The 13,014-nt window shown below is 41.1% G+C and carries 13 protein-coding genes; 7 read left to right on the top strand and 6 right to left on the bottom strand.

The window, feature by feature from the left end; genetic code table 11:
• Positions 1-66: 66 nt before the first annotated feature.
• From AWT60_RS07655 to AWT60_RS07680, 6 genes are all read right to left on the bottom strand, one after another.
• Entirely contained in the window at positions 67-987 is a 921-nt protein-coding gene (locus AWT60_RS07655) for an iron-hydroxamate ABC transporter substrate-binding protein (RefSeq protein WP_041107242.1), read from the bottom strand.
• 197 nt (positions 988-1,184) lie between these two features.
• Positions 1,185-1,784, bottom strand: coding sequence for a response regulator transcription factor (locus AWT60_RS07660; protein ID WP_024424818.1), 600 nt, complete (start codon positions 1,782-1,784; stop codon positions 1,185-1,187).
• On the bottom strand, positions 1,781-2,917 hold the full coding sequence (locus tag AWT60_RS07665) for a sensor histidine kinase (protein ID WP_075622032.1): 1,137 nt from the start codon (positions 2,915-2,917) through the stop codon (positions 1,781-1,783). Before AWT60_RS07665 ends, AWT60_RS07660 begins: the two co-directional genes overlap by 4 nt.
• Positions 2,918-3,033: 116 nt before the next feature.
• Positions 3,034-4,089: a Delta(5) desaturase DesA gene (gene desA / locus AWT60_RS07670; RefSeq protein WP_041107238.1), complete on the bottom strand. Its 1,056-nt coding sequence runs from the start codon at positions 4,087-4,089 to the stop codon at positions 3,034-3,036.
• A gap of 189 nt (positions 4,090-4,278) precedes the next feature.
• Positions 4,279-5,721 carry a DEAD/DEAH box helicase gene (locus tag AWT60_RS07675; protein WP_087976533.1) on the bottom strand — a complete coding sequence of 481 codons (1,443 nt, stop codon included), beginning with the start codon at positions 5,719-5,721 and terminating at the stop codon, positions 4,279-4,281.
• Positions 5,722-5,835: 114 nt separating this feature from the next.
• Entirely contained in the window at positions 5,836-6,639 is an 804-nt protein-coding gene (locus AWT60_RS07680; protein WP_024424814.1) for an NAD kinase, read from the bottom strand.
• A 445-nt stretch (positions 6,640-7,084) separates the two neighbouring features.
• Here AWT60_RS07680 and sppA point away from each other — a divergent pair, with 445 nt between their 5' ends.
• The 7 genes from sppA to AWT60_RS07715 all read left to right on the top strand — a co-directional run bounded on the left by sppA (position 7,085) and on the right by AWT60_RS07715 (position 12,988).
• On the top strand, positions 7,085-8,086 hold the full coding sequence (sppA, locus tag AWT60_RS07685; RefSeq protein ID WP_024424813.1) for a signal peptide peptidase SppA: 1,002 nt from the start codon (positions 7,085-7,087) through the stop codon (positions 8,084-8,086).
• A 14-nt stretch (positions 8,087-8,100) separates the two neighbouring features.
• A complete protein-coding gene (locus AWT60_RS07690; RefSeq protein WP_218677097.1) occupies positions 8,101-8,625 on the top strand; it encodes an RDD family protein in 525 nt (174 codons plus the stop codon).
• A 98-nt stretch (positions 8,626-8,723) separates the two neighbouring features.
• Positions 8,724-9,431: a DUF2953 domain-containing protein gene (locus tag AWT60_RS07695; protein WP_075622034.1), complete on the top strand. Its 708-nt coding sequence runs from the start codon at positions 8,724-8,726 to the stop codon at positions 9,429-9,431.
• 14 nt (positions 9,432-9,445) lie between these two features.
• On the top strand, positions 9,446-9,898 hold the full coding sequence (gene ytfJ, locus AWT60_RS07700; RefSeq protein ID WP_007501733.1) for a GerW family sporulation protein: 453 nt from the start codon (positions 9,446-9,448) through the stop codon (positions 9,896-9,898).
• A gap of 112 nt (positions 9,899-10,010) precedes the next feature.
• A complete protein-coding gene (gene tpx / locus AWT60_RS07705) occupies positions 10,011-10,511 on the top strand; it encodes a thiol peroxidase (RefSeq protein WP_041107231.1) in 501 nt (166 codons plus the stop codon).
• 88 nt (positions 10,512-10,599) lie between these two features.
• Entirely contained in the window at positions 10,600-11,574 is a 975-nt protein-coding gene (locus tag AWT60_RS07710; protein WP_034279615.1) for a class I SAM-dependent methyltransferase, read from the top strand.
• Positions 11,575-11,803: 229 nt separating this feature from the next.
• Positions 11,804-12,988, top strand: coding sequence for an acetate kinase (locus tag AWT60_RS07715; RefSeq protein WP_024424808.1), 1,185 nt, complete (start codon positions 11,804-11,806; stop codon positions 12,986-12,988).
• The last annotated feature ends 26 nt before the right edge of the window (positions 12,989-13,014 follow it).

The raw sequence follows: 13,014 nt of genomic DNA on the forward strand, positions 1-13,014 counted from the left end.
GGAAAAAAGGACCTGCCGCTAGAACCAGACAAGAAAAAAGCAAGGGAAGAGGTCCCTTGCTTCAGCTTATTTACCTAAAAAGTGCTTTTTAAAGAATGATAGTTGGAATTCAAGTGTAAGTGGGTCATTAAAATAGAATTCCTCTGCATTGGCTTCATACACACGATGTTTTTTGACAGCTGGGATGGACTTGTAAATTTCACTGTTTTGATAGGAATTGTCCATTTCGCTGTTTTTACTAATGATCATATAGTCTCCAGCAAATTCAGGAATGACCTCCTGTGAAACCGCGTAGTAGCCGGCTTTTAATGCTTTTTCTTTCACTTTCTCAGGCATTTTCAGTTTCATTGCTTGATAGAGAATTTCTGTTCCGCGGCCCCATGCATCTCCAAAAACGTAAAGATCTTTTGTGCCACTTTCAAAGACAGAAACTGTTGCATCTTTACCGATTTTTGCTTTGATTTCTTTTCCAGCTTCAGCTGCGCGTTTTTTGAAATCTTTTACCCAAGCTTTTGCTTCTTTTTCTTTGTTTAAAACTTTTCCAATTTCAATGTGCTGCTGAAGGTAATCAACTTTGTTATACGTAAACAAAACGGTTGGTGCGATTTTTTTGAGTTTTTCTACATTTTTAGTATTGCTTAAGCCAATGATGACATCAGGCTTTAGCTTCATGATTTTCTCTACATTTGTATCCGATACTTCTTCCACATTTTTCAATTCCTTTTGGAAACGCGGATTCTTTTTGGACCAAGAGTCAACGCCGACAAGGTTCACACCAAGTGACATGACATTCCCTGTGTAAGAGCCGAGCACAACAACACGTTTTGGATGCGCTGGCAGCTTCACAGGTCCATTTTCAGATTGATATGTAATTTTGTCTGATGATGCTGATTGATTTCCTTTATTTGAGGAAGAGCTGCTGCTATTGCCACATGCGCTCAATGCAAGTACAAAGATGAGCATCAGAGGGAACAATATTTTCTTCATGAATGTAGACTCCTTTGAAATCGGCACATAAGCCGGATATTGGTTGTATTAGTGATAATGATAATTATTATCACTTGGATATCATATCATAGGAATGTAGGCTGTTGTCAATGACATTTTGATAGCTGGTAATAAAAAATAAAGGGGGGATTTTCAATAAAAAAAGATCAAGGCAGCATGTGTCCTGATCTTTTTTCTTATTTAAACCAGCCTTTTTCTTTTGAGCGTGTAATGGCCTCGATGCGGTTTTTCACTTCCAGCTTATCTAAAATAATGGAAATGTAGTTCCGGACAGTGCCGCTTTTGATGCTGAGTTCTTTTGCAATTTCTTTTGTGTTTTTACCGTCTGCGACGAGTTCAAGGACCGATTTCTCTCGCTCTGTTAAAGGATTTTCATCACTATATAAGTCTTCCATCAATTCAGGGGCATACACCTTTTTCCCTTTCATCACACTGCGAATCGCACTTGCCAGCTCCTCGCTTGGACTGTCTTTCAGCATGTAGCCGCTGACGCCCGCTTTTAGCGCCCTTTGGAAATAACCGGAGCGGGCAAAGGTCGTTAAAATAATGATTTTCACATCTGATCCTTTGAGCTCTTCCGCTGCATCAAGTCCGGATTTTCCCGGCATTTCAATATCCATTAAGCAAATATCAACAGGGTGTGTTTTGGCAAAATCAATGGCATCTTGGCCATTCGTCCCTTTTCCAACAACCGTCATATCGTCTTCTAAATCGAGAAGTGAACCGAGTGCACCAAGCAGCATTTGCTGATCTTCTGCGATAAAGATGTTGATCATTTCATCCCCTCCTTTTCTTTTGCTGCTGAATCATTTGGAATGCTCATAATGAGCTTTGTCCCGTCTTTTGTTTCAATACGCAGGCGTCCATTTGCAAATTCCAATCTTTCTCTTATTCCTAAAAGGCCGTGACCCTTCATTTGAGAGGGCGGATTGTCACCTTTAAATGTTCCGTCATCTTCAACGGTGATGATGGCTTCCTTTGACTTTTGGTGAATGGTGATTTTGCAAACCGTTGCATCACTATGTTTGACGACATTTGTCACCGCCTCTTTGATGCACATGCTCACAATGTTTTCGTTCAGAAGTGAGATGTGTTTCGGTGCTTCCTTTTCATCATAGATCAATTCAATTCCAGCTGCATCGAGAATTTGCTCGATGTTCGACATTTCCTCTTTGATTCGGATGCCCTTCATGGAGGAAACAATCTTCCGCACTTCATTGAGAGACGTTCTGGCGGTCTGCTGGACGCTTTTGAGTTCGGCACGAGCCTGTTCAGGGTCTTTATATACGAGTTTACGGGCAAGATCACTTTTTAACCCGATCAAAGAAAGCTTTTGTCCAAGGGTGTCATGCAGGTCGCGTGCAATGCGCTGCCTTTCTTCAAGCTTCACAAGATCAGCAATCCGCTCATTGGCATATTCTAATTTCTCCTCAAGCCGTTCACGTTCCTTCCTGCTCCGAATGCTGAGAGGAAGAAGAATGGCACTAATCAGGGTGATCACGACAAGAGGAATTTGTGTGAGAAACCAGCCCTTTTTTAAGATCAAACTAAAGTTCACCGCTATAGCAGCGCTCCCTAGATGAATATAGTATAAGATATAAAAAGGTACTTTTCTTTTAATATGCCCATTGAAATAGGCGATGCAAAAAGCGAAATAAATATAGCTGTAGAGCATCACATAACCAGTTGAAATACCGATCAATAAAAGACCGAAGACATATAAAGACCAGCCTTTTGCGACAAAGGCAAAACGATACACAGCGAAAAAGACGACGTTCAAAATAATGCCGATCACAATACCTAAAGTCGAAGGTGTCTTAAAGATAAAATAGAAGGGCAGGATGAAAAAAATGGCCCATATATAGGGAGAAATCCCATGCAACTTTTGAATTTTAAACTGTTTTTTCATCCGTGTGCCACCTTTTCCGTTTTCGTTCTTTTTCCTTACTTTATCAAATTCAACTTATGGTTGCATCCTGTAAATGACAACAAGCTCCTTCTAGTGTAAGAAAGAGCTTGCACCAATTATGCATTTTTCTTTAGAATGTCTCCTTTAATGACAGGTGCGGGCATCTTCTTAGATTGCCGTGCTTCTTTAAAGGTAACGAATGCTTTCGTTTCTTCATCCCAAAGTCTAAATTTCATTGATTCAATACTTGTTTTTAAAGTGATGGTTGGAACATTTTGAAGCGGCTCACTATGATCATGTGCATGCTCCAAGTGATAATTCGGTACCCTCGGACTTAAATGATGGACATGGTGATAACCGATATTGCCTGTTAACCACTGAAGAAGCTTTGGCAATTTGTAAAAAGAACTGCCTTCTACCGCTGCCTGCACATAATTCCAATGTTCATCTGCTTCAAAGTAAGAATCCTCAAACGTATGCTGAACATAAAACAGCCATACACCAATTGATCCTGAGATCAGGAAGATTGGACCTTGGACGAGCAGGAACTCCTGCCAGCCAAAAAGAAGACACGTTGCAGCTGCTAGCGCAATGATGCTCACGTTTGTGAAATACGTGTTCCAGCGCTCTTTTTTACGAGCATTTTTGACGTTGAAACGGTTTTTTAAGAGAAAGACAAAGATCGGACCTAAAATAAACATCACAAAAGGGTTACGATAAAATCTGTAGCGAAATTTCGTCCATGCTGATGCTTCTTGATATTCTTTGACTGTCAGGAGCCAAATGTCGCCAGTACCTCGTTTGTCTAAATTACTACTTGTGGCATGGTGAATTGAATGATCTCTTTGCCATTGAAGATAAGGGAAAAGGGTGAGTACGCCCGTTAAAAAACCGAACAGGTGATTCAGCGGCTTCTGTTTGAAAAAGGATTGATGGCAGCAGTCGTGAAAAATAATAAAGACACGTACTAAAAAACCAGCTGCAATAACCGCAAAGAAGAGGGTTAAAAGGTAGGAGATGTTCAGGCTATAATAGGCAAGAAACCAAAGCCCCAAAAATGGAATGAATGTATTAAAGAGTTGAATGATACTTTTTTTCGAATTAGCACCAGAGAATTGGCCAACTTGTTTTCTTAAAGTGGCTTGCTGCTGTGTGTTTGTTGAAGTCGTCATGAACGTTCAAGTCCTTTCCGTTTCTTTCTACTTCAAAGTATAGAAGGAAAGGTGTCATGCTCATAGTAGCACCCATCATGTATTCAATATGACATTTGTCATGTTTGTCACCAAAAAGGCTGATGGGATACGGTTTTTGAGCTTATTTCATCATAAATAAAAAAAGTAAAGGCGCTGGGCCTTCACTTTTTATGAACGAGCTTCATGTACTTTTAACTGCTTGCCTTTAATGGTAGTGTGGCGCATGGCATTCAGCACAAGAGGGCCTTTGCCGTTTAAAATATCGACATATGTTTTTGTATCTTGAATTGTAATAATCCCAATGTCATCAAAGGCAACGCCTTCTATTTTGGCAATGGTCCCAACGAAATCAACAGCCCTCAGCTTCTTTTTCTTCCCACCGTTAAAATAAAGCTTCATAATATCCTTCTCAACGCCTGCCTGTTTATTTTCCTTTTGAACAGGCGTTTCAATCTTTTCTTCAAAGCTTTCTACATGCTTTTCTGCTTCTTCTTTCGTTGGATAAGGCTGAGTTTGAAAGTCTATGCCGGCATCCTGCTTTAATTCATCAATGAGCGGCTTTGCATTCTTTGTCATAAACGCAATCGTTTTCCCGCTTTTCCCCGCTCTACCTGTTCTGCCAGTCCGGTGAATATAGCGCTCTTTTTCATAAGGAAGATCATAATGAATGACATGTGTCATATCACTGACATCAATTCCCCGGGCTGCTATATCTGTTGCGATCAGATAACGGAATTCACCTTTTTTAAATTCATCCATCACATCAAAGCGGTCTTCCTGTCTCATGCCGCCATGAATTTTGTCACAGGGCACATCCCATTCGTCCAGCTTCATCGTGAGTTCATTCACCCGGTCTTGTGTATTACAGAAAATAATGCAGCTATCTGGATTTTCAATGACGATTGTACGCTGTAAAAGAGAGAATTTCGATTCTTCTTCCGTTTCAATCACGGTGTGGGTGATTTGCTGTACAGACGTTTCTTCACGTGCAATCTCAATGACTTTTGGTGATTGTAAAAACTGTTCGCTCAATTTCTTCATGTCATCAGACATTGTCGCTGAAAACAGCATCGACATGCGCTTTGGCGGCAGATACTGAATAATAGAAGAGACTTGATCGATAAATCCCATGTTCAGCATTTCATCCGCTTCATCTAACACGAAAAATTTGAGATTTTCTAAAGAAAGGGTGCCTTTCTCAAGGTGATCCAAAATGCGGCCTGGTGTCCCGCACACAATATGGTTTTTCTGTGAAAGCTCTACTTTCTGCGCTTGAAAAGAGGCTTTTCCATAAATGGCTGCGGCTTTGATTCGTTTGAATCGCCCAAGGCTTGTGAGGTCTTGTTTGACCTGCATGGCGAGCTCCCGTGTTGGAACGAGGATGAGGGCTTGAGGTTTATTTTCAGCCCAATCAACCATTTCACAAATCGGCAGACCATAGGCTGCAGTCTTGCCGCTGCCAGTCTGAGATTTGACGATTAAATCCTGCTTTGAAAAAGCAACGGATAATGTCTCGTGCTGAACGGGTGTAGGTGTATGGAAGTGAAGCGCTTCTAACGCTTGTTTCAATTCATCACTTAATGGATATTGATCAAAATGTTGTAATGTCATCGTGTTCTCCTTTTCGTACATTCATACTTGTGACATCATACCATAACCATAAGGGTGAATGAAAAGCCATAAAAAAAAGCCCCGTAAAGGAGCTTTCAGCACGCGGACAAATTCTCAAAGGAATCTGCGTTTTACTTTTTCCCAGTAAGAGTTGTCTTTTAATTTCACCGTTTTAATGACTTTTCCTGAAAGGCCAATGTCAATTTGTTTGACGTGTTTTGTGCCGAGCGCTTCGTTATCAAGCCCGATAATTGGATGATCGTTTCCATCCTGCACTACCTTCAGCGTCAGCTTGCGGTCACTGCTCAAGATGAAAGGAGCACCTAATGTACGGTACGAGTTATTATTCAGCGATGCAAGCTCTGTGACTTGCATACAAGGAAGCATCGGATCAACCACGGCGCCGCTCACGGATTTATTATAAGCCGTTGAACCAGTCGGAGTGGAAATAATCATGCCGTCGCCTCTAAATGTTTCAAAGTGGAAATCATCTATATACACATCAATCACAAATGTTTTAATAATGCTGGAGCGGATCGACAGTTCATTTAAGCAATGGAACTGGTTTGTGCTGTCAACGCTTACATCGATGATCGGATATTTTCTCACTTCAAGCTGTTCAGTATTCATGGCATCAATCATTTTATCAAAATGTTCTAACGAGAAATCGCAGTATAGGTGCGTATTCTCTGATTTTGATACCCCTACATACAAGCAGTCATCCCGGAAGTTTGTTTTACGTACTGCTTGAAGAAATGTGCCATCCCCGCCAATTGAAGCAATAATGTGGGCATCCTCTGCACGCTTGACGACGTGAAAACCCTGATCGGTAGCGAGCTTCTCGAGAGAAGAAATGTGTCCATCCAATTCATGATCTTTTTTGTAAAAGAAAAATACATTGCGACGATTGTCTGTCATTGACGTTCTCCCCTTTGCTGTCAAAAATAATTTTCAATGATAAAGGGCTTACATGAAAACCCTTGCTCACATTTTACACTTTTTTCATATGAAAGTAAAAACTTTAGAAAGAACCACCTGATGATCGGATTGCTTTATGAGAAATGAGTCGATGTGAGTGATTTGAAATGGTTGAATCCTGAGCATAATTGAATAGCCGTTTTCTCATGAAAGAATGGTTTAGGTGTTTCGTTGCGGTGAAGATCTAGCCTATTAGGTGCAGGGAGAGGAGAAAAAAGCCAATTTTTCGTCATGCGCATGTCTAAGTAGACGACGTAAAGTTGATCGTTATTTAAGAGAGGTGCTATCATATGCCTACATGAAATGTAAAAAAACCACAATTCCTGTGAAACATTTCGTGTGGGCATTCGTATGAATGAAGTGAGATAAAAAGGAGGAGAAAAAGATGAATGCGAAAAGATGGGTAGCACTAATTATTGCACTTGGTGTTTTCGGATTTTCAATTGTGATTAGTGTCACGATGGCCTTGTTCGATAGCTTCAATGACAACAAAATGAGCTATCAATTCGGGGATGAAATAGAAGAGAAGGTACTAGAGAATGGCAGCGGTGCAGGCAAGATTGCTGTACTTGAGATTAATGGAACCATTCAAGATAATGGCGGCGCATCGAGCCTATTAGGCGGAGAAGGTTATGATCATCGTGCATTCCTCAAGGAACTAGATAAAGCGAAAGAGGATGCTTCTGTAAAAGGTGTACTTCTGCGCGTAAACTCTCCTGGCGGCGGTGTCTATGAAAGTGCTGAAATACATAAAAAATTAGAAGAAGTGAAAAAAGCGAAGAAGCCGATTTACGTATCTATGGGTTCAATGGCAGCTTCAGGCGGCTACTACGTGTCAACTCCAGCGAAGAAAATCTTTGCTTCACCTGAAACATTAACAGGATCGTTAGGTGTCATCATGCAAAGCTTGAATTATTCAAAGCTGGCAGATAATTTGGGTATTAAATATGAAACGATTAAGAGCGGGAAATTCAAAGATATCATGTCTCCTAACCGTGATATGACAAAAGATGAGCGCAACATCATGCAAAGCATGGTCGATAACTCTTATGAAGGATTTGTCAAAGTGATCTCTGAAGGACGCGGCATGTCAAAACAGGAAGTCAAGAAAATTGCGGACGGCCGAGTATATGACGGGACACAAGCAAAATCGAACGGATTAGTCGATGAGCTTGGGTATTATGAAGATGCATTAAAAGCGATGAAGAAAAATGAAAAAGGCTTAAAAGGAGCAACAGTGGTCAGCTATTCTCAAAGCTTTGGCTGGAACTCTCTTTTCAACATGAGTGCAAGCAAGCTCTTTAAAAGCGAAATTGATTTTCTGAATTTAAAAGAAACACTGGCTGGCTCAAATGGGTCTAAACCGATGTATCTCTATTCAAAATAAAGGAGGGATCATAGATGGATTCTACATTCGATGAAGTAAGCGAAAGCCGCAGCCAAGAGGAAGAATCGAAGCCGGCCTTTGTGAAGCGCGCTTCAATTGAAGCACAGGCGTTTGCAGGTTTTTGGATTAGATTTTGGGCACTTATTCTTGATTGGCTCGTCGTCTGGGGTGTAAACCATTTGACGGTTTCTCCAATCTTTAGTCTGTTTGGCTGGTCCAAAGGAGGGGGATGGTTTTCTCCGTTTTCCGTCACAACGACGATTGTATTCCTCCTTTACTTCGCCATCATGACGAAAATCTTTCAACAAACACTTGGCAAGATGGTATTTGGGATTAAAGTGGTCTCACTTCAGCCTGAGAAGAAGCTGGCATGGGATGTTATTTTCTTTAGAGAGATTGTGGGACGCTACATTAATACGATCTTTATTCTCTATGCTATCGTTGGGTTCTCACCGAAAAAGCAAGGGGTTCATGATTACTTTGCCGATACGGTGGTCGTTCATGAACATTTATATGAAAAAACAGAATCAAACGTATAATCAGAGGAGTTTGGCCGGGTACCGGTCAAACTCTTTTTTATTGATTGGGTATAAAATCCAGAATGAGAGCCATAATCGTAGGGGAAGCATCATTTGTTATGGAGGAAGTGAGCACAGTGCTTTACGTTTGGATCGCAGCGTTTTTGTTTCTTGTGATCTTGTTGATTTTCATGAAAGTAACCATTTCGCTGGACTATTCGCATACAAACGACAATGACCACATTGCACTGAAGGTCATCACCTTATATGGATTGGTCAGACTCAAAAAAGAGATTCCGATGGTGAGGGTCAATCCAGAAGACCAAACGATTGATATTCGTGAAAAGAAAATGAAGAGCGCCAAAACGCCTGATCACGAAAAAGAATCGATGCATAAAAAAGTAGGAAAACGTGATATGAAGCAGATCCTTCATCAAATGGAGCGCATCACAAAAGAGATTGTCGATTTAAACCGGATCATGCGCAAGTTCTTCATCCACGTAAAGATTGTCTCGTTTCACTGGTCGACATGGATCGGCTTTCAAGACGCCGCTTTAACAGGTGTAGCAGCCGGCGGTGTGTGGTCAGTTAAAGGAGCACTGCTTGCCTTTATGCAGGAGCATCTCACCTTTAAGCATAAACCGATATATGAAGTCATTCCGGCCTTTCAGCACAATGTGTCACAGACTCAGTTTACATGTATAGCTTATTTTCGTATTGGACATGCTATGCTTGCAGCCATTCGTTTACTTGTCCATTGGTTAAAAGGGAGAAAGGCGAGAAAAAGCGCCTCTCTTCAAGCAACGAAGAATGAATCATCTGTTTAAGGAGGAACCCGAAAATGGCAGATCATCCAATCCAAGGTCTCATGAAGACAGCGATGGAAAACTTAAAAGAAATGATAGATGTGAATACAATCATCGGCGATCCAGTCGAAACCCCTGACGGCAGTGTCATTCTCACTGTGTCAAAGGTTGGTTTTGGATTTGCAGCCGGCGGCAGTGAATTTAACGGGAACCAAAAGAAAGAAAAGCGTTCTGATGAACAGGAACGAAAAGAGCCGAGACTCCCATTTGGCGGCGGAAGCGGCGGCGGGGTGTCGATTACACCAATCGCCTTCTTAATTGTAGGAACAAATGGAGTTCGAATGCTTCATTTGGATGAACACACACATCTGCTCGATAAAATATTGGATTCTGCTCCTCAAGCAATTGAACGTCTTCAGCACATGTTTAAGAAGGATGAGCGGGAGCACCGTCACAAAGAACGAAAACTAGATGACATAGACCTTTAAAAAGTTAGCTGCGCTGCAGTTAACTTTTTTTGCAAAATGGACGATTAGGCTTTGCAGTTTTTTGCTTTCTCTACTATGATAGAACCATACATTTGAAAAGGGAGGAATTGTTTTGGCATCGATCACATTTAAAGGAAGTCCTGTCACGCTTGTAGGAAATGAAGTAAAGGTAGGCGAGCAGGCTCCTGATTTTACGGTATTAACGAACTCACTTGGAGAAGTTTCACTTTCTGATTTAGCAGGAAAAGTGACGATCATCTCAGTGATTCCTTCTATTGATACAGGTGTGTGTGACGCACAAACAAGACGTTTCAATGAAGAGGCATCGGATTTAGGTCCGGTCAATATTTATACGATTAGTGCAGACCTTCCATTTGCACAAGCACGCTGGTGCGGAGCAAACGGAATTGAAAATGTCGAAACATTATCTGATCACAGAGATATGTCATTTGGTGAAGCATTCGGAGTGTATATGAAAGAATTGCGTTTATTGGCGCGCGCAGTCTTCGTATTAGACCCTAACGGAAAAGTGGTTTACACTGAATACGTAAGTGAAGCAACGAATCACCCAAATTATGAAAAAGCCATTGAAGCTGCAAAATCACTGTTATAAAAGCAGCATCGACAAGAGCTCCGGCTTCATCCTGGGGCTCTTTTCAATGAGAACATATAGCTTTTAACAAAGCGAGGAGAGAAAAGCATTGCAGAAAGATCAAGTAAGTACTATTTTTGAACTGCTCGATACAGCTTCTATTCGATTAAAAAAGGAACAGAGCATTTCCTATATTGAAGCATTGGCAGAAGCAGGAGAAGCCTTTTTCCAAGCAAATGATCGAAACGGTTTATTAAAGGATTTAATAGAGAAAGCAGATTTTGCTTCTTATGATCATGAGCAGATTCGTAAAGCGTTTCAGCTCGCCGTATTGAAAGGTCAAAAGGATATTTCTCATCCAAATCGCCAGATGACACCGGATACGATTGGACTGTTTGTCAGTTATTTGGTGAACAAATTTTTAGACGGTCAAAAAGAGCTTGTAGTCTTTGATCCAGCAGCGGGAACAGGAAACTTACTTCTTGCTGTTTTAAATAATCTCACTGCAGAAACAAAACGCGGCTTTGCGTCTGAAATTGATGATGTGCTCATTAAAATTGCTTGGGCCCAGGCGAATTTAGAGGAGAAAGAAGTTGAGCTTTTCCACCAAGACAGTCTTGAGCCGCTTCTGATCTCACCAGCAGATGTCACTGTATGCAGTCTCCCAGTCGGCTATTATCCAAATGATGAGCGTGCAGCAGACTTTGAATTAAAGGCAAAAGAAGGACATGCCTTTGCCCATTATTTATTCATTGAACAAAGCCTTCGCTACACAAAAGAAGGCGGCTTCTTATTCTTCATCATTCCAAACGATTTGTTTGAAGGAAAAGAGAGCGTACAATTAAAGGATTTCATCAAAGATCATGCGTATATGAATGCGTTAATTCAGCTGCCAGTGTCCATGTTTAAGGATAAAAAACACGCCAAAAGCTTATTTGTGATGCAAAAGAAAAAAGAAGGGCTGGAAGCACCAAAACGAATGCTGTTTGCCAATCTTCCATCTTTCTCACAGAAGGAAGCAATGGTCGGTGTGATGAGAAAATTAGACCAGTGGTTTATAGAAGAAAAAGAAACGAAAGAATAGCCAGAGTGATTTCTGGCTATTTTACTATTCAGAAAATAACGACTTATTGATGTAAGCGATAACAGTTTGAAGGTGCACTTGAAATGCAAAGTTTTCAATGTTTAAATGAAAAAGTCAGATATTTTTCGGACTTATCGTTAAACTATAAAAGACCCGTCAAACAGGTTGAATATAGCACCGGAAAAAACGTGAAACCTTATATAACAACTGAGTAAAAGGAGCGACAGTAATGTCCAAAATTATTGCAATCAACGCAGGAAGCTCATCTCTTAAATTCCAATTGTTCGACATGCCAGAAGAAACCGTTTTAACAAAAGGGCTTGTTGAAAGAATCGGAATGGACAACAGTATCTTCACGATCTCTGTAGATGGAGAAAAGAAAACAGAAGTGACAGATATTCCAGATCACGCAGTAGCGGTCAAAATGCTGCTTGAAAAACTAACTGAATTTCACATCATCAAAGACTTTAATGAAATTGATGGCGTAGGTCACCGCGTTGTTCACGGCGGAGAGAAATTCAGCGATTCTGTTCTTTTAACTGATGAAGTGATCAATGACATTGATCAGCTTTCAGAGCTTGCACCACTTCACAACCCTGCAAACGTTGTAGGAATCAAAGCTTTCAAACAAATTCTGCCTGACGTACCAGCGGTTGCTGTGTTCGATACAGCATTCCACCAAACTATGCCAGAGCAGTCTTACCTATACAGCCTTCCGTACGACTACTACAAAAACTTTGGTATTCGTAAATACGGATTCCACGGGACAAGCCACAAGTTCGTAACAGAGCGTGCAGCAGAGCTATTAGGCCGTCCACTAGAAGAGCTTCGTCTGATTTCTTGCCACCTTGGAAATGGTGCGAGTATCGCAGCAGTTGAAGGCGGAAAATCAATCGATACATCTATGGGCTTTACACCACTTGCTGGTGTTGCAATGGGGACACGTTCAGGTAACATTGACCCTGCCCTTATTCCATTCATTATGGAAAAAACAGGACATACTGCTGAAGAAGTGCTTTCTACTTTGAATAAGAAGAGTGGTCTTTTAGGTGTGTCTGGTCTGTCAAGTGATCTTCGTGATATCGAAGAAGCAACAGAAGAAGGAAACGACCGTGCAGAAGTTGCTCTTGATATTTTTGCGAGCCGTATTCATAAATATATCGGTTCTTATGCAGCAAGAATGAATGGCGTAGATGCGATCATCTTCACAGCTGGAATCGGTGAAAACAGTTCAGAAGTAAGAGCACGTGTACTTCGTGGTCTAGAATTCATGGGCGTTTACTGGGATCCTTCCCTAAACAACATGAGAGGCGAAGAAGCATTCATCAGCTACCCGCACTCTCCTGTAAAAGTGATCGTCATCCCTACAAACGAAGAAGTCATGATTGCAAGAGACGTTATGCGTTTAGCGTAATCAAGTTTGAGAAGCTCTTTTCCAAT

It is taken from the genome of Bacillus sp. F2HM (genome assembly GCF_019266135.1).
GTDB lineage: Bacteria > Bacillota > Bacilli > Bacillales > Bacillaceae > Bacillus > Bacillus safensis.

What these genes read in the sequence shown, in the direction of transcription:
- AWT60_RS07655 (WP_041107242.1), bottom strand. Translation starts at nt 987, where the DNA reads ATGAAGAAAATATTGTTCCCTCTGATGCTCATCTTTGTACTTGCATTG.
- AWT60_RS07660 (WP_024424818.1), bottom strand. Translation starts at nt 1,784, where the DNA reads ATGATCAACATCTTTATCGCAGAAGATCAGCAAATGCTGCTTGGTGCA.
- AWT60_RS07665 (WP_075622032.1), bottom strand. Translation starts at nt 2,917, where the DNA reads ATGAAAAAACAGTTTAAAATTCAAAAGTTGCATGGGATTTCTCCCTAT.
- desA (WP_041107238.1), bottom strand. Translation starts at nt 4,089, where the DNA reads ATGACGACTTCAACAAACACACAGCAGCAAGCCACTTTAAGAAAACAA.
- AWT60_RS07675 (WP_087976533.1), bottom strand. Translation starts at nt 5,721, where the DNA reads ATGACATTACAACATTTTGATCAATATCCATTAAGTGATGAATTGAAA.
- AWT60_RS07680 (WP_024424814.1), bottom strand. Translation starts at nt 6,639, where the DNA reads ATGACAGACAATCGTCGCAATGTATTTTTCTTTTACAAAAAAGATCAT.
- sppA (WP_024424813.1), top strand. Translation starts at nt 7,085, where the DNA reads ATGAATGCGAAAAGATGGGTAGCACTAATTATTGCACTTGGTGTTTTC.
- AWT60_RS07690 (WP_218677097.1), top strand. Translation starts at nt 8,101, where the DNA reads ATGGATTCTACATTCGATGAAGTAAGCGAAAGCCGCAGCCAAGAGGAA.
- AWT60_RS07695 (WP_075622034.1), top strand. Translation starts at nt 8,724, where the DNA reads ATGGAGGAAGTGAGCACAGTGCTTTACGTTTGGATCGCAGCGTTTTTG.
- ytfJ (WP_007501733.1), top strand. Translation starts at nt 9,446, where the DNA reads ATGGCAGATCATCCAATCCAAGGTCTCATGAAGACAGCGATGGAAAAC.
- AWT60_RS07715 (WP_024424808.1), top strand. Translation starts at nt 11,804, where the DNA reads ATGTCCAAAATTATTGCAATCAACGCAGGAAGCTCATCTCTTAAATTC.